The sequence below is a fragment of the Vibrio sp. NC2 genome (assembly GCF_025195005.1).
GTDB lineage: Bacteria > Pseudomonadota > Gammaproteobacteria > Enterobacterales > Vibrionaceae > Vibrio > Vibrio splendidus.
The window spans coordinates 130,971-155,034 of the sequence record NZ_JANVFC010000009.1; the positions used below are offsets into that span (position 1 = coordinate 130,971).

General features: G+C 44.6%; 17 protein-coding genes. 13 read left to right on the plus strand and 4 right to left on the minus strand.

Annotated features, from left to right (window positions below):
- Window positions 1-9: 9 nt before the first annotated feature.
- Window positions 10-912, minus strand: coding sequence for a DMT family transporter (locus tag NX845_RS13840; RefSeq protein WP_017094636.1), 903 nt, complete (start codon window positions 910-912; stop codon window positions 10-12).
- A 250-nt stretch (window positions 913-1,162) separates the two neighbouring features.
- Here NX845_RS13840 and NX845_RS13845 point away from each other — a divergent pair, with 250 nt between their 5' ends.
- The 6 genes from NX845_RS13845 (at window position 1,163) to NX845_RS13870 (ending at window position 6,787) form a co-directional block, all read left to right on the plus strand.
- A complete protein-coding gene (locus NX845_RS13845) occupies window positions 1,163-1,558 on the plus strand; it encodes a DUF3302 domain-containing protein (RefSeq protein ID WP_017064245.1) in 396 nt (131 codons plus the stop codon).
- Window positions 1,558-2,688, plus strand: a complete 1,131-nt coding sequence (locus NX845_RS13850) for an HlyD family secretion protein (RefSeq protein ID WP_017092875.1) — start codon at window positions 1,558-1,560, stop codon at window positions 2,686-2,688. The genes NX845_RS13845 and NX845_RS13850 overlap by 1 nt, the downstream gene beginning before the upstream one ends.
- Window positions 2,689-3,008: 320 nt before the next feature.
- Window positions 3,009-3,557: an ECF-type riboflavin transporter substrate-binding protein gene (locus NX845_RS13855; protein WP_065682253.1), complete on the plus strand. Its 549-nt coding sequence runs from the start codon at window positions 3,009-3,011 to the stop codon at window positions 3,555-3,557.
- A gap of 6 nt (window positions 3,558-3,563) precedes the next feature.
- Window positions 3,564-5,258, plus strand: a complete 1,695-nt coding sequence (locus tag NX845_RS13860) for an ABC transporter ATP-binding protein (protein ID WP_065682252.1) — start codon at window positions 3,564-3,566, stop codon at window positions 5,256-5,258.
- Window positions 5,255-6,094, plus strand: a complete 840-nt coding sequence (locus NX845_RS13865) for an energy-coupling factor transporter transmembrane protein EcfT (protein WP_017086560.1) — start codon at window positions 5,255-5,257, stop codon at window positions 6,092-6,094. The genes NX845_RS13860 and NX845_RS13865 overlap by 4 nt, the downstream gene beginning before the upstream one ends.
- 222 nt (window positions 6,095-6,316) lie before the next feature.
- Window positions 6,317-6,787, plus strand: a complete 471-nt coding sequence (locus NX845_RS13870) for a TetR/AcrR family transcriptional regulator (protein ID WP_004732091.1) — start codon at window positions 6,317-6,319, stop codon at window positions 6,785-6,787.
- An 80-nt stretch (window positions 6,788-6,867) separates the two neighbouring features.
- Here the strand turns inward: NX845_RS13870 and glgB are convergent, their stop codons facing one another.
- The 3 genes from glgB to NX845_RS13885 form a co-directional block, all read right to left on the minus strand.
- Complete coding sequence (gene glgB / locus NX845_RS13875; protein WP_004732093.1) at window positions 6,868-9,048, minus strand: 1,4-alpha-glucan branching protein GlgB; 2,181 nt, start codon at window positions 9,046-9,048, stop codon at window positions 6,868-6,870.
- Window positions 9,049-9,223: 175 nt separating this feature from the next.
- On the minus strand, window positions 9,224-11,404 hold the full coding sequence (gene malQ / locus NX845_RS13880; protein ID WP_065682251.1) for a 4-alpha-glucanotransferase: 2,181 nt from the start codon (window positions 11,402-11,404) through the stop codon (window positions 9,224-9,226).
- A gap of 188 nt (window positions 11,405-11,592) precedes the next feature.
- Window positions 11,593-14,046, minus strand: coding sequence for a glycogen/starch/alpha-glucan phosphorylase (locus NX845_RS13885; RefSeq protein WP_017081831.1), 2,454 nt, complete (start codon window positions 14,044-14,046; stop codon window positions 11,593-11,595).
- A 568-nt stretch (window positions 14,047-14,614) separates the two neighbouring features.
- Between NX845_RS13885 and malT the strand changes: the two genes are divergently transcribed.
- The 7 genes from malT to sstT all read left to right on the plus strand — a co-directional run bounded on the left by malT (window position 14,615) and on the right by sstT (window position 23,890).
- The gene (gene malT, locus NX845_RS13890) at window positions 14,615-17,323 is read left to right on the plus strand and encodes an HTH-type transcriptional regulator MalT (RefSeq protein ID WP_065682250.1); all 2,709 of its coding nucleotides are present in this window, start codon (window positions 14,615-14,617) and stop codon (window positions 17,321-17,323) included.
- Between the two features lie 624 nt (window positions 17,324-17,947).
- Complete coding sequence (locus tag NX845_RS13895) at window positions 17,948-18,868, plus strand: DUF368 domain-containing protein (RefSeq protein ID WP_029405904.1); 921 nt, start codon at window positions 17,948-17,950, stop codon at window positions 18,866-18,868.
- 203 nt (window positions 18,869-19,071) lie between these two features.
- Window positions 19,072-19,512, plus strand: a complete 441-nt coding sequence (locus NX845_RS13900; protein WP_017094645.1) for a hypothetical protein — start codon at window positions 19,072-19,074, stop codon at window positions 19,510-19,512.
- Window positions 19,509-20,105, plus strand: a complete 597-nt coding sequence (locus NX845_RS13905; protein ID WP_260256923.1) for an SCO family protein — start codon at window positions 19,509-19,511, stop codon at window positions 20,103-20,105. Before NX845_RS13900 ends, NX845_RS13905 begins: the two co-directional genes overlap by 4 nt.
- A gap of 82 nt (window positions 20,106-20,187) precedes the next feature.
- Window positions 20,188-20,646: a copper chaperone PCu(A)C gene (locus NX845_RS13910; protein WP_017061862.1), complete on the plus strand. Its 459-nt coding sequence runs from the start codon at window positions 20,188-20,190 to the stop codon at window positions 20,644-20,646.
- A 505-nt stretch (window positions 20,647-21,151) separates the two neighbouring features.
- On the plus strand, window positions 21,152-22,216 hold the full coding sequence (rsgA, locus tag NX845_RS13915) for a ribosome small subunit-dependent GTPase A (RefSeq protein WP_260256924.1): 1,065 nt from the start codon (window positions 21,152-21,154) through the stop codon (window positions 22,214-22,216).
- A 459-nt stretch (window positions 22,217-22,675) separates the two neighbouring features.
- Window positions 22,676-23,890: a serine/threonine transporter SstT gene (gene sstT / locus NX845_RS13920; RefSeq protein ID WP_004732110.1), complete on the plus strand. Its 1,215-nt coding sequence runs from the start codon at window positions 22,676-22,678 to the stop codon at window positions 23,888-23,890.
- The last annotated feature ends 174 nt before the right edge of the window (window positions 23,891-24,064 follow it).

Here is a 24,064-nt window from a genome sequence, read left to right on the forward strand (position 1 = left end):
GCCTGCATCTTATTGATAAAAGAACAGAGATATTCCAGCAAGGGCAGCAAGCGTCCCTATGACGCTTTGCTTTGACACCTTCTCCCCTTTAATCGCATAAATCACCAAAATAAAGACCGGACTGGTCGCTATCAATGTTTGTGCAATCGCAGGGTTCGCATTCTTCAATGCAACTTGCTGAAGCCACAATGCCAAAAAGGTTCCGACAAATATCGCCCCTAACAACCAAAGCTTGTCGAGTTTAGTCATCGCCCATAAATCTCTTTTTATCGATGAATACGGCTTCTTTTCAAAAAAAGGGATAATCAGCATTACGGCAAACACACCTATCGTGAGACGAATCAGTGCACCTAATAATGGTGGGATATCACCCGCTACTAACGCGTAATGAGAAATCACCACACCGGATGCCTGACAAACACTCGCCACAAGCCCATAACCAATGCCACCCCACTGTGCTTTGTCATTCGATTCACCGCTCGCCGATTTTGATGGTTGGAAGACAACGAAGGTCACTGCTAGTGTTGTAATCACGACACCGAGCCAACTTTGCAACGTTAATGCGACACCAAGAAACATGAGTGCCAGCACACCAGAAAGAGGCGGTGCTAAAGATTCCAGTAACAGCGTCTTATTGGCACCGATTCTTTTCAACGCCGCAAAATAGGCGCTGTCTCCAATCGCAATACCAATCACACCTGAAATTGCCAATATCAGAAAATGGTTGGTGCTCAATTCAAATTCAGGCATCGGTATTAACGGCATGACCAACAGCATCATGCCAGAGGCTACTACACCCTTAACAATGTTCAATTGCATCGCAGAGAAGCGATGTCCAAATTGCCCATAGATCCATGTCGCACATGCCCACACAATTGCAGCGCCAATGGCCGCCAATTCACCTATATACATCCGTATTTATCCCTTGTGGTTATGCACGTCATTTAGAATCGTAGCTGTCATCATTTCAGCTGAAATACCAACTAGAAAGCCGAAATAGCCTCTTCAAACGCGATGAGATTTTATAAGATTCATCAATGCTTTTATTCGCATTAGAAGCGACAACACATTATTTTCAACTCGGTAAATCATTTTTATAACAATTACTTGGATGATAGCGTAGTATATTTATAACTAATATCTAACATTACAAGGATCTGTTATGTTTTTAGACTACTTTGCGCTCGGCTTACTTATTTTCGTAGCATTAGTAATCTTTTACGGCATCATCGTTATTCACGATATTCCCTATGAAATTGCGAAAGAACGCAATCACCCTCATCAAGATGCTATTCACGTCTCAGGCTGGGTTAGCCTATTCACCTTACATACTATTTGGCCATTTCTTTGGATTTGGGCAACATTATGGCGCAAAGATCGTGGTTGGGGCTTCGCTAAATTAGAAGAAGAACAACACGATATTCATCATCGCGTCGATATTCTCATCGATCAAGTGAGTACTCTTCAGGAAGAAATCGCACAGCTCAAGCAAGCAGGTGCTGAACAAAGCAGTCCAGAGAAAGAGACAAACAACGTTCAAGATCAGGAGGCTAAGTAATGGATTTACTGCTGATAATGACCTATGCGGCACTTTGTATCACCATTTTCAAGGTGTTCAATATACCGCTAAATAAATGGACAGTACCTACTGCCGTACTTGGAGGTGTGATCATAGTAGGTACCCTAATTCTACTAATGAACTACAACCATCCATTTACACAAATCGGTAACCAAGTTTACTCAACAACGCCAGTCGTTTCAGGCGTTAGGGGTAAAGTTATCGAAGTGCCAGTAGAAGCAAACAAACCTCTGAAGCAAGGGGATATTCTTTTCAAAATAGACCCAGTTCCATTCGAAGCTGAAGTCGCAAGGTTAGAAGCCAAGGTAAAAGAAGCAAGCCAAGGTGCTCTTGGAATGGAATCTGAAGTGGTTGAAGCAGAGGCTGCAAAAATCAAAGCCATCGCGGAAAGAGATAAAGCCCAACGTGAGTTTTCTCGTTACAAGCGTGGTTACGACAGTGGCGCTTTTACCGAGCAACAATTGGATACTCGCAGACAAGCTTACAAAGCATCGGAAGCGGCCGTGAAAGTTGCAGATGCAAACCTAGAACAAACAAAGATCGCCTTGGACTCTGAAATAGGTGGCGAAAATACAGCGGTTTTAAGCTTATTGGCTGAATTACGTAAAGCTCAGTTTGATTTAGAACAAACCGTGGTTCGAGCTCCCACTGACGGATACGTTACGCAATTAGCATTACGCCCAGGTGTAATGGCAGTTCCACTTCCTTTAGCTCCCGTGATGACGTTTGTTCACACAGAGGAGCAGTTCTATACCGCTGCATTTAGACAAAACTCGCTACAGCGCCTACAACCGGGTTACGAAGCTGAGTTCTTGTTTAGAGCATTGCCAGGAAAAGTATTTAAAGGACGTATTGATGAAGTAATTCCAGCCATTGGTGAGAGCCAATTTCAAGCTAGAGGCGCGCTTCTAGGTACTGATGCGTTGCGTACCAGTGGCCGTGTGTTTGTTAAATTGAGCATCACTGATGATCTGTCTGACTACCATTTACCTATGGGTACCGCGGTTGAAGTTGCCGTTTATTCTGACAGCTTCACTCACGTGTCTATCATGCGTAAGGTCCTTATTCGCATGAAGAGTTGGCAAAACTATCTATATCTCGACCACTAACTATATCTAGACCACTAAATGGTCATAGATATACGACGATCCCGCTTAACACATTGTTAAGACGAATGAAAAAGCCAGACCCGCTCTGGCTTTTTTGTTGCTTGATTAACCGTAAAATTGCGCTTTTTACACGATATTTAGGTGTTCAGATGGAATTTTAGACATCTAGACACTTACCTTCCCTTATGGAAGGGTTCTACTGTATAATGCGCGCCTTATTTTTTATATTTGCCCAAAAAACGTTCTCATTGAGACACATATTAATAATGGCGAATATTCGTTCTTTATCATGCTTTATCTTTCAGTATTCGAGGTTATCTATGAACTTTTCAGCTAAAACAGTGGTCGTTATCGCCATTGGCGCGGCACTGTACGGCATTGGTGGTTTACCTATGTTTGGTGTCCCAGTGTTTGCGAACACGACATTGAAACCAGCAATGGCAGTCTTAGCACTATTTTCTGTTTTGTTCGGCCCTATCGTTGGCTTCTTGGTTGGCTTTATTGGTCACTGGGTAACAGATTTATTTGCTGGTTGGGGCGTATGGTTAACTTGGGTACTAGGCTCAGGTATTGTAGGCATGGTTATCGGCTTGTTCCCTATGATGACTAAGAACCGTCTTCAACAAGGCGAACTGCCAATGAAAGATTTTGTATTGTTCGTGGTACTTGCCCTTGCAGGTAACGTTGTAGGCTACGGCTGTTCCGCGTTCCTAGACACTATCCTATACGCAGAACCGTTTACTAAAGTCTTCACTCAACTGTCTATCATCGCAGCGGGTAACACCGTTCTGATCGCTGTTGTGGGCTTCCTGATCCTAAAATCAGTCGCTAAACGCAACAGACAAAGCCGCAACCTGACTGAGGCATAAGCGATAATGACTATAGCATTTTCGAACTTCTCTTTTAGATATGAATCGCTGGATAAACCGACGCTAAAAAATATCAATCTAAGGATAGAGAAAGGAGAGAAAATCGTCATTATTGGACCAAGTGGCAGTGGTAAATCTACCCTAGGTCAATGTCTCAATGGTCTGATACCTCATGCAATCAAAGGTGAGGTATCGGGCTCTTTAGAGATAAACGGCAAGAGTATCTCTGAGTTTTCGATGCACGATTATACCGAGCAAATCGGCACGGTATTGCAAGATACTGACAGCCAATTTGTGGGTTTGAGTATCGGTGAAGATATCGCATTCGCATTAGAAAACCAGTTGATGTCGAACATTGACATGTACCCGTTAGTTAAGTCGACTGCAAAAATGGTTGACCTAGCGGACATGCTTGAGCGCTCTCCTCATGACCTATCTGGTGGTCAAAAACAGCGAGTATCGTTAGCGGGTATCTTAGTTGATGACGTTGATATCTTGCTGTTTGATGAGCCTCTGGCAAGCCTTGACCCTAAAACAGGTAAGGCAACCATTGAGATCATCGACCAACTGCATAAAGAAACCAACAAAACCATCGTGATTATCGAGCATCGCCTTGAGGATGTCCTGCATCGTGATATCGATCGTGTGATCTTAATGGAGCGCGGTGAAATCGTCGCGGATATGACTCCCGATGAAATTTTAGCGTCTAAGTTGCTTGATACACACGGTATTCGTGAGCCTCTTTACTTATCTGCGCTTAAAGCAGCGAAAGCCCCACTAACCTGCGAAGATAAACTGTCAAACCTCAAAGCTTTGGATTACAAAAGGTTCCGCCCAGCAGTTCAAGCTTGGTTTGCTGATCGCCCTGCCCCAGCTGCAGAAAAGCAGTATCAACCTTTACTCGAAGTTCATGGTCTGACTTATTCTTACGACGGCGAGAAGAACGCACTCGAAGATGTGAGCTTCAAGATTGGCAAAGGCGAGTTTGTTTCGATTCTGGGCAAGAACGGCTCGGGTAAATCTACCATCACCAAACTCATCATGGGTGTGATCGATGCCGATTCAGGCTCTTCCTATCTAAATGGTGAAGACTTATCTGAGCTTTCTATCTTTGAAAGAAGCCAGAAAGTCGGTGTCGTGATGCAGAACCCAAATCATATGATCTCGCATCATATGATTTTTGACGAGATTGCTTTTGGTCTTCGTAACCGCAATATTGCAGAAGAGCTGATTACAGAAAAAGTAGAGCATGTTCTTGAGCTATGTGGGCTGAGCAAGTTCCGCCACTGGCCGATCGAAGCTCTGAGCTACGGCCAAAAAAAACGTGTAACCATCGCTTCTATCTTAGTGCTGGAACCTGAGCTTCTTATCTTGGATGAGCCGACCGCAGGTCAAGACTACCGTAACTACACATCCATGCTGGCATTCATCCAAAAGCTTAACCGTGATTTGGGTATTACTGTGGTGATCATCTCACACGACATGCATCTTGTTCTAGAGTACACCACACGTTCGATCGTAATCGCTGACAGCAAGCTTATTGCCAATGCAGCCATGACGGAAGTGTTTAGTCAGCCATCGCTTCTAGAACGTGCAAACCTCTGTACCACTAGTATTTATGAACTCGCGACTATGATGAAAATCGACGATACCAATGCGTTTATGCAGTACTTCATCGACTACGAGAGAAGTTCTCTATGAACGCATCAAAAGTAAAATTCGGCATCAACTACATTGATACCAAATCCCCCCTGCACGCATTAAATGGCATCACGAAATTTGCACTCTTCTTAGCTTGGGTAACCGTGGTATTGACTACGTTCGACCTGAGATTGATTACGCTGCTTATTATGACTGGTTTATACCTATTAAAGCTCACCAATGTGCCTATACGCGTGTATAAGCCTTTGTTATTAGGTACGGCGAGTGTCTTAAGTCTAAATGCTTTATTCATGTTCCTGCTTGCTCCGCAGCAAGGCACTGAGCTCATCGGTAGCGAAACTGTATTACTGACATTACCGGGTAACTACTCGTTGAGCCAGGAGACTCTATTTTACTTAGTCACGGTGACGCTCAAGTACATGAGTATGTTTCCGATAGCGTTAATATTCGTCTTCACTACGCACCCGACTGAGTTTGCCGCAAGCCTCAACCGTATCGGCGTTCCGTACAAGATCGCCTATGCGGTAAGCTTAACACTGCGTTACTTGCCAGAGGTTAAGAAGGACTTCATCAATATCATGCATGCTCAGCAAGCTCGTGGTGTAGAACTCTCGAAGAAAGCGCCCCTAATAACTCGGATCAAAAACGTGGCTAAGGTTCTAGGACCGCTCATTTTCTCTAGCTTAGACCGCGCAGACGAGATCTCTAACGCAATGACGTTACGAGGCTTTGGCCGACACAAGGCACGTACTTGGTATAGCTATGCGCCTTTGAAACGTATCGATTTTGTTTGTTTGAGTGTCATTGCTTTTATTGTGGTGTTGGCCATAGCGAAACGGATTCTTGAACCTGAATTGTTTTGGTATCCATTCTAAGTTTTCATTTACCACATACAAACAACGACTTAAAATAACACACCGCTCAATAGGGCGGTGTTTTTATGTGTGCCAAGATCTGATTAACAATTGAACCAATAACTCAATACTGACTATTTTTGACGATAAACTGACCGTTTACTTACGTCTTTGGTTTGAAATCTAATTTAGAAACTCTTAATATACACGTTTACAGAATGTTACACTCAATAGAGATTTGTAATGGCTCGAATTACTCAAGTACAGAAACTAGAAAATCAAAAGCACTACGATGAGATCGTACTAAACCTTTTTCTGGCTGAAGGACATGAAGCACTAACTTATGCAAGGATTGCTCAAGAAATCGGCATTAGTTTGACGACGCTTCAGGGCTATTATCCATCGACCCGCGCTATCCGATCAGCGTTACACCAACACATGCTATCAATTGTTATAGAGAATCTAGAGTTCTCATCGGAAGAAGTATTCATTCAATCTTGGCAAAACGCTCTAGATAATGATCAATTTCGATTCGTGATCAAATTGATGTTTTTTCATGCCTCCCAGGTCAAGAGCCCTGAACAGTTTAACATCAGTTCAGATGGTCAATTCCGCGAGATAATGTTTAATAGCTTTGGGCTTGATACCGTTCGAATCCTTGAGACTGTCGTAGGACGTTCAATGTTCTATCTCACGAACTTCAAGCAGCATTAAACCAAGCGTTAGAAATACAAAAATGGGAGCCTTTCGGCTCCCATTTTCTTTTTAGTTATCGCTTATTTCAACTTATAGACCTAATTTAGCTTGTAAAAAACGGTCGATAACGGTGGTAAACGCAGCTCAATCGATGTGTCTAAGCCTTCGCTTTCTACTGATTCAACCTTAGCAACCGGCTTCACTTCAAAGCCACTGCCTGCATAATCCGCAGAGTCTGTATTCAATAACAAAGAGTACTGACCTTGTGCTGGAACACCTAAGCGGAAGTGCTCATGAGGAACGGGGGTAAAGTTAGAAACCACCAATACACGCTCGCCTGATTCACTGATACGCTCATGAGCTAAGATGCTCGCTTCAGCTGAATCCTGTAGACGCCATTCAAAACCTTTCGGGTCGAAATCAAGATCATGCATTGCGGCTTCAGAACGGTACAGATTGTTCAAATCTTTCGTTAAGCGCTGAACACCTTGATGACGTTCATAATCTAGCAAGAACCATTGCAGTTGATCATCGTGGTTCCATTCCGCCGTCTGACCAAATTCAGCACCCATGAAGTTCAGCTTCTTACCCGGTTGCGCGTACATGTAACCCATGTAAGCACGCAGATTTGCCGTTTGCTGCCACTCATCACCAGGCATTTTTTCGTGGATAGATCCTTTGCCATAAACCACCTCATCGTGAGATAGAGACAATACATAGTTCTCACTGTGTGCATAAACCAATGGGAAGGTAATTGTATCGTGGTGATATTTACGATTGATTGGATCTTCTTGGATGTAAGACAAGCTATCGTGCATCCAACCCATGTTCCACTTAAACCCGAAGCCTAAGCCGCCCATAAAGGTTGGGGCTGAAACACCAGGGAAAGCCGTCGATTCTTCAGCAATCGTCATCGCATTCGGGAAGTGCTTGTACACTTCTTCGTTCATCCACTTAAGGGTGGCGATGGCATCGTAGTTTTCGTTGCCGCCGTCTGCGTTCGGAATCCATTGATCATGGCTACGCGAATAATCGAGGTACAACATCGAAGCAACCGCATCAACACGAATGCCGTCGATATGGAATTGTTCGAACCAGTACAGTGCGTTTGCAACCAAGAAACGACGCACGTGCTCTTTGCCTAAATCATAAATGTACGAATTCCAATCTTGATGCCAACCGCGACGTGGATCTGGATCATGGAACAAAGGTGTTCCATCAAAATTGGCTAAGCCGTGATCATCACTAGGGAAGTGCGCTGGAACCCAATCCAGAACAACACCTAAACCAGCTTGGTGACATTGATCGACGAAGAATTTGAAGTCATCAGGAGAGCCAAAACGACTCGTTGGTGCGAACAAACCTATTGGCTGATAGCCCCAAGAGCCGTAAAACGGATGCTCTGAAACCGGCATCAACTCTACATGCGTGTAACCCAAATCCGTTAAATATGGGATCAATTCAGCAGCAAGTTCACGGTAGTTTAAGAATTCCCCTTCAGCGTTACGCTTCCAAGAACCGGCGTGCAGTTCATAGAACGAAAGTGCTTCTTTACGCTTTTGCGTTACTGGGCGATTCTGCCACTGAGTATCTTGCCACTCGTAACGAGCGTGATCGTAAGTCACAGAAGAAAATGAAGGGTATTGCTCAGAGTAAAAACCCCATGGGTCAGCTTTGTGTGGTAAGCCTTCACCATCAGGTCCTTTTAATTCAAACTTATATTGAGCGCCTTCTTCCAGTTCAGGAATGAATAGGCCCCACATGCCATAATCTAAGCGTTGCATTGGATGACGACGACCATCCCAAGCATTGAAGTTACCCACTAAGCTTGCCGCTGTTGCATGCGGTGCATACACCAAGAAACGCGTACCTGAAATCGTCTGTCCATCACGCTCTAGCGTAATAAACTGAGCCCCCATGTGATGATACATATCTTTAGGTGTATGGAGATCTTCATAACTCGCGTACAGATCGTGGTACTGGTATGGATCATCGATGATCTGCTCGACTCCAGCCCAATCAACCGCGAGCTTGTAGTGAGTAAAACGTAAATCTCTCTCTTGCTTAAGAATGAAACCACTTTCACCCTCTCGCGCTAACTCAATACGAGGTTCCTTTCCAACAATCAACTCGACTTTATTTGCCCCAGGAATCCATACACGTAATGCACCTTGCTCAGAAGGTAGGTATGGCCCTAAAAACGCAAATGGGTCAGTGAAACAAGCCTGTGATAGTTGGGTATATATTTGTTTTTGCTTTGAAATCGAACTTAGTTCCAAAACGCTTCTCCCTAACCAAACATCCAAAAAATATAATACAAAAATGCCCGCTATTAGTGCGGGCAATATAACGACGGTTTATTCTACCAGATGAGCATTCATTATTGAGTGACCGAGGTTGTAGTTTCGTACGGCGTAAGCAAAAAACCACCTATTTTCAAGCCACTCAACGTCATTACTTAGCTGCTTTTTCTCGAACGTCAGTCAGCTTAGAAGCGATACGATTTACCCCTTCGTGAGCAAATATTTCGTCCAAGTTCATTGATAGTTTACGACGCCAGTTAGGGTACTCATCGACCGTACCAGGGATGTTAACGGGCTTATCCATTTCTAGCCAATCTTCCAGTTGAACACTAAGAAGTGTCGAACCACCAGCCGCAACGTGCAGTTGAAGCGCTTCAGCAAGATAAGAGTCCATAGGTACTTGGCTTGCATCACGACCAACACCTTCAGGTAAGAAGCCATGCCATGCCACTGAATCTAAGATACCTTGTTTGCATTCCAGACGGTCGTCGAACAAGGTTTCTAGCTGTTCTGCATCTGGGTATAAACCAATCTCTTGACCCATTTTCAAGTCATCACAATGCCAGAAGCCGCGAAGCGTTGGCATATCATGAGTACAAAGTGCCGCCATCGATTGTGGTGCATAATGTTTCGGTGAGATAAAGCCACCGTCATCTTCTGATGTTTCGAAGAAGAATACTTTGTAAGAATGCACGCCCGCATCCGCTAGGATATCGACGATTTCATCCGGCACCGTACCTAGGTCTTCACCGATAACGCTACATTGGTAACGGTGAGATTCAAGCGCCAGAATTGACAGCATGTCTTGTACTGGGTAGTAGATGTACGCACCCTTGGTTGCGTTTTCACCTTTTGGAATCCACCACAAACGCAGTAGGCCTAATACGTGGTCAATACGAAGGGCACCACAGTGCTTCATATTGGCACGGAGTAGCTTGATGTATGCGTCGTAGCTTGTTTCTTGAAGCACTTCAGGATTAAGCGGTGGTAAACCCCAGTTTTGACCTAGAGGACCAAGCACATCCGGTGGAGCACCGATGCTCGCATCCATCACTAGGTTGCCTTCATCGGCCCATGTTTCGCTGCCTGAATCCGCAACACCAACGGCTAGGTCACGGTACAAACCAACGGCCATGCCTTTCTCTTCAGCAAGAGACTGTGCATCGTTGATTTGGCAATCCGCTAACCACTGCAGGTACATGTAAAGATGAACATTCTCTAGGTTCTCTTTAATGTATTTCTGTGTCGCTGGGCTTTCGTATGTGCGGTATTTCTCAGGGAATACAGGCCAGCCCCACATACCTGAATCTTCGGCATGTAACTCACCGTGCAGAGCATCAAACGCCGCTTGATGCATCAGGCTTTCACCGCCCTCTTCTACAAACGCTAAGAACGCTTGTGCACGATCGCTGTTCTTGTCTAGATGACGAGTCTTAAATTCTGCGTATAACAGAGGCAAGATGCTCATCTTAAGCTCAGACACTTCGGTGTAGTTTACCCAGTGCGCTTCACGAGCTTTTTGTAGACGCTGTTGGAATTCAGCGCTGCCTACCGTTTGTTGTGCTTCAGCACTTAATGCGAATTCAGGTACTGAGCTCACATCAATGTATAAGATGTTCAACCAACGACGTGACGACGGGCTGTATGGGCTCGCGCCTTCTGGGTTCGCTGGGAACAATGAGTGAATTGGGTTTAGGCCAACAAAATCACCACCACGAGAAGCGATATCAGCAACAAGCTGTTTAAGGTCACCAAAATCACCAATACCCCAGTTGTGCTGAGTTCTTAGTGTGTAAAGTTGAACACTTGGTCCCCAAAGCTTTTTGCCTTGCTCGATTGGTGACTGCTTGAAACACGCTTTTGGCGTAATGATCAATGTCATCTCGTAAGGCTTCTTACGGCGCTTACGGCTCACAATTAGCTTGTGATAACCCCATGCCAAATCACTTGGCAATGCAAACACTAAAGGGCCACCCTCGGCACGCTCGTCACGAACGACTTGAGATTGAAGATAGCCTTCAAGTACCTCTCCTTGCTCGGTTTCTAAGCGCCAGCTGAACTCACTTTCACGAGCACTTACACCTAGATTAAGCGCCACTTCTACTGGCTCACCGTCACGCAAGACAAGAACTGGGTCTAGTACATCTTTTTTGTGTTTTCTTTCTGCAGATTTAAGCAGTGCATCATCACTGCTTGTATCGTAGCCCAATGAAGCCAATAGAGACGTAATCGTCTCTTCTGATACTTGTGCTTCATCGCCCCACGCACTAACGTAACTGTCGGCAATGTTTGCCATTTCTGCGACTTGTTTTAATACGGTCTGTTCTTTCATCGCTCTCTCCGAAAACGTTCTGACGCTTTCTATTTTGTAGGGTTGTTAATTTAATTTTTTACTAATCAATTAGCTTGTGACAATCGGTTTGTAAGCAGCTTGTTTATAAACGACAAACCTTTAAGCCTTTCGTTTGCTCACAAGCTAATTGAGCCAAGGCAGAAACTGCCTTGGCTACTTTGGAAGTATTAACGGTTAACCGCTTCAAGTTTCCAGATGTTGTTCACGTAGTCGCGGATTGAGCGGTCTGATGTGAACTTACCAACCAATGCTGTGTTAAGAATTGCTTTCTTAGCCCAACCTGCTTGGTCTTTGTACTGCTTGCCCATGTCTTCATGTGCTTTCACATAAGATGCGAAGTCAGCAAGACATAGGTACGGGTCGCCACCGTCTAGTAGGCTATCAAACGTTGCACGTAGAAGGCCTGGTTGACCTGGAGAGAACTCATCGCCAGTCAGTAGGTCTAGAGATGCTTTCAGCAGTGGGTCTGCGTTGTAGTAATCGTATGGGTTGTAACCCTGAGCTTGCAATGCCACTACACCATCAACGTCTAGGCCAAAGATGTAGATGTTTTCATCGCCAACTTCTTCACGAATCTCAACGTTTGCACCATCCATCGTACCGATAGTTAGCGCGCCGTTTAGCGCCATCTTCATGTTGCCCGTACCCGATGCTTCTTTACCAGCCAGTGAGATTTGCTGAGAAACGTCTGCCGCAGGAATAATGATTTCAGCCATGCTTACACGGTAATCAGGGATGAATACCACTTTCAGCTTGTTGCCAATGCGAGGGTCGTTGTTGATCTTCTCTGCAATCTTGTTAACCGCGAAAATGATCTCTTTCGCTAGGTGGTAACCCGGTGCTGCTTTCGCTGCGAAGAAACATACGCGTGGCTCACACTCGAAACCAGGTTCGTTAAGAATACGGTGGTACAGAGATAGAATGTGTAGCAAATCTAGGTGCTGACGCTTGTATTCGTGAAGACGCTTGATTTGCACGTCGAAGATAGCGTTCGTATCTAGCTCGATACCCATGTTCTCTTGAACCCAATCAGCAAGGCGCTGTTTGTTTTCTTTCTTAACAGCCATGAATTCTTTTTGGAATTTCGCGTCTGTTGCAAACTTAGCGATGCCTTCAAGCTGCTCTAATTTTGCTGGCCACTCAGTGCCGATCTTGCCAGTAATTAGCGTAGATAGGCCTGGGTTACAGAACTTCAACCAACGACGTGGCGTGATGCCGTTCGTTACGTTAGTCAGTTTGCCAGGGAAGATTTCGTTGAACTCTGGGAACAAGTCTTTCTTAACCAGTTGAGAGTGAAGCGCAGCTACGCCGTTTACTTTGTAAGAGCCAATCACACATAGGTTTGCCATGCGAACCATGCGGTGGAAACCTTCTTGGATGATAGAAAGCTTCGCTTGCTTCTCACCGTCACCAGGCCACATCTTACGAACTTCTTGCATGAAGCGGTGGTTGATTTCAAAAATGATTTCCATGTGACGTGGAAGAAGACGTTTGATCAAAGATTCAGACCAAGTCTCTAATGCTTCTGGAAGTAGTGTGTGGTTCGTGTATGCGAACGTATGAGCACTGATTTCCCAAGCTTGGTCCCAAGTTAAACCTTTTTCATCGATCAGGATGCGCATCAATTCAGGGATAGCGATAGTTGGGTGCGTATCGTTCAGTTGAATCGTTTCTTGCTTAGGCAAATCTTCTAGAGAGAAACCTGCTGCTTCGTGACGACGTAGAATATCGCGAACAGACGCTGCTGAGTGGAAGTACTGCTGCATTAGACGCAGTGTCTTACCTTTCTCGTGGTTGTCGTTCGGGTAAAGTACTTTAGTAATGTTACCCGCATCGATTAGCGAGTGTTGCGCTTCGAAGTAGTCACCGTTGTTAAAGCTTGCTAGTGAGAATGGTGCGATTGCCTGACATTCCCAAAGGCGCAGTGGGTAAACCGTGTTTGACTCGTAACCTACGATAGGTAGATCCCAAGGCATTGCTTTCACTTCCATACCCGGAACCCAAGTACGAACTTCTTTACCGTCGATGTATTCAACTTCTACATGACCGTAAAAACCAATGTGTTGTGCTAGTTCTGGACGAGCTACTTCCCATGGGTAACCTTCAACACCACGCCATGCGTCAGGTGCTTCTTGTTGACGACCGTCTTGGAAAGACTGTTTGAATAGACCGTATTCGTAGTGAAGACCGTAGCCTACTGTTGGGTATTCTTGAGCGGCACAAGAATCCATAAAACAAGCGGCTAGACGACCAAGACCACCATTACCTAGTGATGGATCGCGTTCTTCTTCTAGAAGATCAGTTAGGTTTTGACCTAGCTCTTCCATTGCATGAGTGATCTGTTCGTACAGACCCATGCTGATCAGGTTATTACCTGTTAAACGACCAATCAAAAACTCTAATGAAAGGTAGTTAACGCTCTTCGCGTTCTTAATTTTTTCGTCATTTTCAGTTTCTAACAGATCAAATGTTGTGAGTTCTGCTAGCGCACGCCCCATTGCTAGGTACCATGCGCGGCTATCTGCGTTTTCAATCGTTGTTGCGTAGGTTGCAGATAAATGCTTTTTAACGCTTTCTTGGAACGACACTTTATCGAAAGTTTTTTGCTGAGTTGGTTTCATTTCAGAAATCTCGCTTTTAATAGTTCTAATTCATCTGTGACATATCGTGCATGGTCACCATTAACTAAACATCCTCCCGCTAACGCGACAAACTAGGAGTAGATGGGAGGGCGTAGGGGGCGTACCGACATAGGGTTAGTGATCTGACTCTCATGTTCTGACTTCGAACAAAAACTTGGAGTGACTAAGATCACAAGCTCCCGTTCGATAACTTACCTTCAATTGATGTGACTTTTATTTAACCGGATTAAAGTCATTATCAAATTTGATATTCAGATCACGAAAATAATTTCGTCCTCTCATCTTTTGCATAGATTCACGTGTTGAAATGAAGGAAGTCACATTCACAAACCAACCCGCTATGTGAGCAAAGTCTCAAATAAAGGGCGTAGAAGCCTAAAAACATGCAGGAGTGCAAGGTTTCTGAGGAGGATCATAGTCGGTGCCGTTTTGCTTCACGTAATATGATTGAAGACTTAAGTAATTAGGCTGATGTCATTCGATTACACTCAACGATAGATTGAGGTAATCCAGAACATAAGCCACGGAATAGGTGAAAAACTTCGACATGTGGATCCCTTCGAAACTGACTCGTCCCGGCCGCTTACATAATGCAATCCTACGACCTAGGGTTCTCGATCTGCTCCAACACGCAGATTGCTATAAGCTTGTATTATTCCGCTCTCCAGCGGGGTACGGCAAAACCACAATGGCAGCACAATGGCTGGTAGATAAACCCAATGTGGGTTGGTACAGCATTGATGACAGTGACAACGATGCTTTTCGCTTTATCAACTACCTAATGCAATCACTCAATAAAGCAACTCAAAATGCCTGCCCTAATGCCCAAAAGCTGGCAGAAAAACGACAGTTTTCATCGTTGCATTCTTTGTTAAGTGAAGTGTTTGCTGAGATGTCTGAATTCCATCACGAATGTTTCCTTGTGTTGGATGACTATCACTTGGTCAACAATGACGACATCCACGAAGCAATGCGCTTCTTCCTTAAACACATGCCTGACAACCTGACGCTTGTTGTGACTAGCCGTGGGACACCACCACTTGGCACAGCAAACCTTCGTGTTCGTGATCTGATGATTGAAATTGGCAACGATTCACTGGCTTTTGATACTGAAGAGACGACGCGCTTCTTCAATCAACGTGTCGCCGATGGCGTAGATGACACCACCGCTGGCAGTATCTGTACTTATGTTGAGGGGTGGCCTTCGGCGTTACAGCTTATTGCCCTTCAGGCTCAACATCAAAAACGTACCCTTGCGCAATCTGCAGAGTCGTTTTCTCACTTTAACCATGCCCACCTTTGGGATTACTTGGTTGAAGAAGTATTCGATCTACTGGATAAAGAAACCCGACAGTTCTTAATGCAGTGTTCAGTACTTGATCATTTCAATGACGAATTAGTCTGCGCGCTTACACAGCGTGAAGACGCACTGGGTATGATCGAATCACTCAACCGATTTGGCTTATTCATCTACCCGCTTGAAGGCGAGAAGAACTGGTACCGATTCCACAATCTATTCGGCGAATTTCTTGCCCACGAGCGCCAAGCTCGAATTCCACAGCAAGAAGCCGAGTTGCACCGAAGTGCCGCGAAAGCGTGGATCAAACAGAAAACGCCTCATCAAGCACTACGACATGCACAACGTGCTGAAGATCCAGAGCTGATCATTCAAATTTTGACGGAACACGGTTGGCCGATGTTCAACCAAGGCGAACTTTCATCTCTAGAGATGGCGATCAAGCAACTGACTACGGATCAACTATACAGTGAGCCGAAGCTATCAATGCTGCGCGCTTGGCTGGCACAAAGTCAGCACCGGTATGATCAAGTAGGTACTTTGTTGGAAGAGGCTGAGACTCAATATCAAGCTCGAAGCATTGAACTTGATACTCAGCAGCAAGGCCAATACAACGCCTTGCGCGCCCAAGTTGCCATTAACAGCAATGAGCCTGAGAAAGCATTGGAATTGGCTGAGCTTTCGTTAAGCCAGCTGAACACCACCGTTTATCGTAGCCGCATTGTCGCAACCTCTGTTGTAGGTGAAGTGAATCACGTGATGGGCAACCTGAGCCGTGCGCTACCTATGATGCAGCAAACAGAGAAGCTTGCTCGCCAGTATCAAGTTTACCATCAGGCGCTGTGGGCGATTCTGCAACAAAGCGAAATCTTGATTGCTCAAGGTTATGTTCAAGCTGCGTTTGAGCTACAAGACAGCGCATTCAAATTAATTGAAGAGCACCAGCTGCAATACGTGCCTCTACATGAATTTTTGCTGCGTGTTCGCGCTCAGATCTTCTGGTGCTGGAACCGACTAGATGAAGCGGAAGAGTGTTGCTACAAGGGCTTAGATATCCTTGGTCACCACTCACCAAGTAAACACCTACACAGTTACTCAATGCTGGCTCGTATTTCATTGAGCCGCGGCGAGATTGATAAAGCGTCGAAGTTTATCGACCAAATTCAACACCTGCTACGTCAATCAACTTACCACGTGGATTGGACGGCAAATGCTTCTTTGTCTTTGATTCTTTTTTGGCAAGTAAAAGGCAATAAAGAGGCAATCCGTGATTGGCTAAGCGTGGCGGTTCGACCTGAATCGGCGAGTAACCACTTCTGTCAGCTTCAATGGAGAAACATCGTACGTTCTCACATCATCCTTGAGCAGTATGAAGATGCGGAAGAAGCGCTGACTTTCCTTAAGAGTGAAGCGCAGCGTTCACATCTGATTACAGACACCAACCGAAACTTGATCGTTGAAGCGGTGTTGCGTACACAAATTAACGATGAAGACAGCGCGCGCGTGCTACTTGAAGAAGCGCTTCATATGACCAACCAAACCGGTATGGTTGGTAACTTCTTGGTCGACGGTGGAACTATCGGGCATATCTTGGATAAATTGAGCAACAAGCCAGGCTTAGGTGACTTAGAACGCCATCGCGCTCAACAGATCATGAAAGATATCTCAACCACTCAACGCAGCCGCTCGGTTCACTTCGATGAAGACTTTGTTGAGAACTTGGTTAATCACCCGAATATTCCTGAGCTTGTGCGCACTAGCCCACTCACCCAGCGTGAATGGCAGGTACTTGGTCTTATCTATTCAGGGTTCAGTAATGAGCAGATAGCTCAAGAGCTCGATGTAGCGGGGACCACGATCAAAACTCACATCCGTAACCTTTATCAAAAGCTGAACATTGCTAACCGCAAAGAAGCAATCAGCACGGCAGAGAACTTGCTGCAGTTGATGGGTTACTAAAACGGATTCGAGATTGATTCGAGATTGATTCGAGATTGATTCGAGATTGATTCGAGATTGATTCGAGATTGATTCGAGAAAAGCTTAAGCTAGTCACCAATGGTGGCTGGCTTTTTTTTCATCTGAAGTTTAGAGCTTAAAAATGTAGGAACTGGAAAAGAAAAAAGACAATCACCAAACGACAGGCAAAAAAATAGCCAACCGCAATAATCGCGATTGGCTCTATATATTTGTGAACAAATCATAAGTTCACTAACAACGTCAGTTGGCTAGGTGACCCTCGGCTTAAGAAGGGTCAATGTATATAATGCAGTTAGCGTGCCAACTTTAATTCGGCGTTTTATAAGCCCTGCATCGCATAAAAACCATGAATTTGTCATGCGAATTGCAAAGTGCATTTGCATAATGCAACCAAGATGCAATATTGATAAGAGATCAGTTTCATCTCTGTTCTTAATGACAAATTACTAAGTGGTTGTATTTTAAATGTAAGGCAAATGTTCACTTCAACTTATTGCCTTACAATTAAGAGAGCAATAAAAGCCCCTCCCCAATGGCATATTCATACTTTTTTTACACTAAAGTTTGTATACTGCACAAAATCACCCTCAACTCTATGAAGCAATGAACTACTTAAGTACTTTTTTCAAAGGCATGGCAATGGGCGCAGCAGACGTTGTTCCTGGCGTGTCGGGCGGAACCATCGCATTCATCACTGGTATCTACGATACGCTGCTAGAAAGCATTCGCAGGATTAACCCTAGCGTACTTGGCTTATGGAAACGCGAAGGCTTCAAAGCCGCGTTTAACCACATCAATGGTTTCTTCCTGATTTCACTGTTCGCAGGCGTATTCACAAGCATTGCGACATTTGCAAAACTGATTTCTTGGTTATTAGTCACCCACCCCGTTCCACTGTGGTCTTTCTTCTTTGGCCTGATCTTAGTATCGGTTTTCCATATTCTTAAGCAAGTAGAGAAGCGCGATATGATTCGATTCGTGTTTTTGCTGCTTGGCGTTGCTTTCGCCTATAGCATTACCGTGCTTAAGCCGCTGCAAATGGAACCAACCAGCATCAATGTTCTCATTGCGGGTGCGATTGCGATCTGTGCGATGATTTTGCCGGGTATCTCGGGTAGCTTCATTCTGCTATTGATTGGTATGTATGGTCCGGTTCTTGGTGCGGTTAAAGAGTTCCAAATCGATGTGCTTGCGCTATTCCTTAGTGGCTGTGTGATTGGCCTACTGACTTTCTCGCACGTACTTTCTTGGTTACTGCGCTCATTCCGCGATTTCACATTAGTGTTCTTAACTGGTTTGATGATCGGTACGCTGCCTAAGATTTGGCCGTGGAAAGAAACCATCAGCTGGCGCACAAACTCAAAAGGTGAGCAAGTTCCTCTACTTCAAGAAAATCTGTCACCGTTTGATTTTGAAGCCGTAACCTCTCAGCCTTCTCAGCTGGTAATGGCGATTGTGATGATGTTGGCTGCTATTGCCTTGGTTCTAGGACTAGAGAAATTTGCAGAGCGCAACGCTGACTAATCATTCAGCCAGCTTCTGGAAAGCGTTTAGAACGGATAATGCTTAGAAATACTAAGCTCACCTCTCGATTAAACAGACAAAAGCGAAGCCAATGGCTTCGCTTTTTTAGTTCTACCATACGCACAAAATTGCTTTTTGATACAAGCACGTATTAAGGGGTATGATAACATCGCCGCTCTTATAAAATTAGATGAGAACACGACATGCACCCAGCATTAAAGGTGGTGGCTCTTGGCATTGCTCTCGTGGCAGGTTTTTATGGGCCGCAAGTATTTCAAAAATTTAAGTCGGTCATTGAGCACTCAACTGCCGAAGTCAACTTGGATGACTACTGCATGCTTTCAACCATATCGTGTGAGCAGGAATTCATTTCAATGTCGCTTGATCGCGAAACCGCGCAACCTCTTCTACCCACAAAGATAAAGGTCGTTTGGGAAGGGGCTGCATCTGAGACACTGATGTTATCGCTCACCGGTTTAGAAATGGAAATGGGATCAGCGCGTTTTCAATTGAAGAGCATTGGCAATAATACCTATGAAGGTGAAGTGATTTTACCTGTATGTACTTTAGATAAAATGACATGGGTCGGTGAACTCACTGATGGTGTCGATACTGTAAACCCTGCAATAAGGATGGCAAGATGAGTAGAAATTGGTCGTTAGCATTGGTTGTCGCTTTTGTACTTGGCTTTGGTGTCAAAAGCTATCTTGATGGGCAAAACGAAGTTCAAGAACAACGCGCTGCAAAACAAGAGTTCTCCGCAACGACTCTTTTCGGCAAAGACAACCAACCAACGGAAATCTTTGACCAAACCGATGACAGAATTCGTATCGTTTACTTCGGTTTCACACGCTGCCCAGATGTGTGCCCCACTTCTCTAGCGATGTTAGCCGGAGCACTTAACCAAGTTTCTGATGAAGCAAAAGCCAAGATTCGCCCGATGTTTGTTTCTCTCGATCCTGAACGTGATGCCGCTGAAGCCTCGTATGAATACGCGCAATACTTCCACCCGATGATGGAAGGACTAAGTGGTCCATTGGATGTCACAACGACTCTGGCTCATAACTACGGCGTTATTTTCAGAAAGACCAAGCTTGAAGGTTCAGAGTTGGAATACACCCTAGACCACAGCTCATATTTTTATTTTTTAAAGCCCGACGGTACCTTGATTACCAAAGTACCGCACACGTTGACGCCAGCGCCAATTGTTGAGGCTATCAACAAGCTGACGCAGTAAAACGTAAAAACAAAGAACTTACTCAATAAAGTTCAAAAAAGTCAGGTCCCAGACCAAAAACATAAAAATTAAGGACAACAACATGAAGTTAAAAGCACTTGCTCTAGCAGGCTTATTGCTCACCCCTTTTGCTCAGGCTAGTAGCGATATTATGGTTCATGACGCGTACGCTCGTGCAACACCGCCTTCAGCAGTGAACAGCGCGGTATTCACGACTCTGATGAACCACAGCGATAAAGATCGCGCTATTGTTTCTGCAACAACACCTGCAGCAGGTAAAGTAGAACTTCATGATGTAATCATGGATGGCGATGTTATGAAGATGCGCCAAGTTCAAGAGATCACAATCCCAGCGAATGGTGAAGCGGTACTTAAACCTGGCAGCCTACACATCATGTTGTTCGACCTAGCAAGCAGCCTAAAAGAAGGTGAGCAAATCGAGATGACACTGACTTTCGCCAATGGTGAAACACAGACCTTCGATGCGCCGGTTAAGAAAGTAATGAGCGGCATGAAAAAGATGAATCACGATCATCATTAATCGTATTCACAATTGATAAAATAATTTAAGCCACGATGACTTCTCGCCATCGTGGCTTTTTGTTAAACTGAGTTCGCTTTTTATTCAAAGCCTGAACACATAAATAACCCAAGGAGAATAGAAGATGATTGTAATGAACACACTAAAACTGGCAGTAAAAGTAACGCGTTAATTTGTTTGGTTAATCAAACTTAAACACCGATCGACCAACTTATCGTCACCCGTGACGACAGCACACTTTTACCCGGTTTACTATTGATCGTAAGTGATCAATATATGCATGCCTGTAGCGCATGACTCAATCCGGGGTCCTATCTATTTGAATTCGACCCAAGCTCAAAACATTTTTGACGTCTCGACGCTTTTTAATCTGACTAACGCTTTTCGATCTCATCAACAATCTGAGGTCTTACAAGACGTTAGTGCTCTCATAAGACTTTAATTCACTGATAAGACTTTAATGCTCTCACAAGAAAAGAAAGCTCGCACGTCTGGGTAAATAGACATGAATTCACAAAACGCATTTTCTCATCCAATGTCGCTTCAACAGCTTGGATGGCAACCTGTATTCCAACAACAACTGACACTCGAAGACTATGACCATTCCGTCATTGCTCGCATTACCGCGCACCATCGCAGCGGTTATACGCTTGCGTCAGAACAAGGCGAAATCGTTCTACCCGTTCACCAAAAACAACCCGCAATGACGGTTGGTGACTGGGTGATGTTGAACTCTGATCTGCAATTCGACCGCTTACTTGAGCGTCAGTCTCTCTTCAGCCGTAAAGCAGCAGGCAGTCGTGTGGCAGAACAGTACATTTCAGCCAATATCGACACCGTATTTATCGTGGTTTCGTTAAATAACGACTTTAATCTAAGCCGCATCGAGCGCTATCTAGCACTCGCCAATGAAGCACAGGTTGAAGCGGTTATCGTACTTACCAAGAAAGACTTGTGTGACGACTACCAAGACAAAGTACAGCAAGTGCAAAGCTTAGATTCTATGCTGATGATCGAAGCCGTTAATAGCCTAGACCAAGACTCTACTCAAGTATTGTCACCTTGGTGTAAAACAGGCAAAACCGTCGCTTTGATGGGTTCGTCTGGTGTCGGTAAATCGACACTCGTGAACTCGCTACTTGGTGAAACTCAACAAGAAACGGGCGGTATTCGTGAAGACGACAGCAAAGGCCGTCATACAACCACGTCACGATCGCTCCACTTGCTAACGTCGGGCGGTTTATTGCTCGATACTCCTGGTATGCGAGAGTTACAACTCGCCGATTGTGCTGAAGGAGTAAGTGAAACTTTTTCTGATGTGGAAGAATTAGCGATGCATTGTCGCTTTTCTGATTGCAGCCATGAGTCAGAACCAGGATGCACAATACGCAAGGCCATTGAAAGCGGTGAGCTTTCTGAAAGACGATTCTCTAACTATGAGAAGTTACTCAGAGAGCAAGCAAGAAATGGAGCCTCATTGGCAGAGCAGAGAGCGAACAGTAAACAGCTTTCTAAAATGTACAAAACCGTGCAGTCAGAGAGCCGTAATATCAAGAAATCGTCTAAATAGCCGATTATTGGATTAGGTTTACAACACGTAAATAAGCCCTATGTCCCTATCGCGTATTAGCTCATTAATTCATGAGCTCTTTAATGCATTGGGCTGGGGCTTTTTTGTATCAGCGAGGCTTCTTTGTATTAACAGGTCTTCTTTATATCAATAGGAATTCGATGAGATCATTTCTGCACACAATGATCTTGCCAATCGACTCTGACGACACCAGAGCCAGAACATTGACCCGAATGAGTATTATCATGCAGATTTATATCTCAACAAGAGTACAAAAATTTAACATTTAGCTCTAAAAACACCACGTAGCGCAAACAATCACCCTAAAAGTAAACTATTCCTAGACACCCTCTTAGATCCCGCTAATATGACCGCCCATTCCACTAGTGTATAGTTGGATTTGGTACAACTTTATAAAAAAACACATCACTATAATAAATTAACAATTGCAGGTATTTTATGCAAAATCACAACATGCTCGCCCGCATCGCTCGTGGAAATCTCGTTCTACAGATCCTTGCTGGTATTGTTTTCGGTGTCGTTCTCGCCATGGTTTCTCCTTCAGCAGCCCAAGATGCAGGCCTATTAGGTAGTCTGTTTGTTGGTGCTCTGAAAGCTGTTGCCCCAATTTTAGTATTCATTCTTGTTGCAGCTTCTATCGCAAACCAAAAGAAAGGTCAGCATACTCATATGCGTCCAATCATTGTGCTTTACCTGATTGGTACGTTCTCTGCAGCACTGACTGCTGTAGTACTGAGCTTCATGTTCCCAACCACTTTGACACTGGTTGCTGGCGCTGAAGGTGCTAACCCTCCTCAAGGTATTGCAGAAGTTCTTCATACGCTTCTATTCAAGCTTGTAGATAACCCAGTTAGCGCACTAATGAATGCGAACTACATCGGTATTCTTGCTTGGGCTATCGGTCTTGGTCTTGCACTGCACCACGCATCTGCAACAACCAAAGCGGTTTTCGAAGACCTTAGCCACAGTGTTTCACACATTGTTCGCTTCATTATTCGTCTTGCGCCATTCGGTATCTTCGGCCTTGTTTCGACTACATTCGCAACAACGGGCTTCGATGCACTAGCAAGCTACGGTCAACTGCTAGCGGTTCTACTAAGCTCAATGCTGATCATTGCTCTTGTCGTTAACCCACTGCTTGTCTTTGTAAAGACAAAACAGAACCCATACCCACTTGTACTGCAATGTATTCGTGAATCTGGTGTAACGGCATTCTTCACTCGTTCAAGCGCTGCAAACATCCCAGTGAACATGAACCTTTGTAAGAAGCTAGAGCTAGATGAAGATACTTACTCTGTTTCAATCCCTCTAGGCGCAACCATCAACATGGCGGGTGCTGCAATCACCATCACTGTGTTAACGCTTGCAGCTGTACACACAATGGGTATTGAGATTGATATCTTCACTGCGATTCTACTAAGCCTTGTTGCTGCAATTTCAGCATGTGGCGCATCAGGCGTTGCCGGTGGTTCACTGCTACTGATTCCTCTAGCTTGTGGCCTATTCGGTATCTCAAACGATGTAGCGATGCAGGTTGTAGCGGTTGGTTTCATCATTGGTGTGATTCAAGATTCGGCTGAAACAGCGCTTAACAGCTCAACTGACGTAGTGTTCACTGCGGCTGTATGTAAAGCTGAGCAAAACAAAGCTTAACAGCTCTTGGGTATTAGGCTTAAGCTCTAAGCTCTAAGCTCTAAGCTCTAAGCTCTAAGCTCTAAAAGCAAATAGCACACAAATAAAAAGGGAAGCATTCGCTTCCCTTTTTTGTTGTCTTGGTTTTCTAGATTACGGTTAGAAGCTATATAGATTTATAGATTTATAGATTTA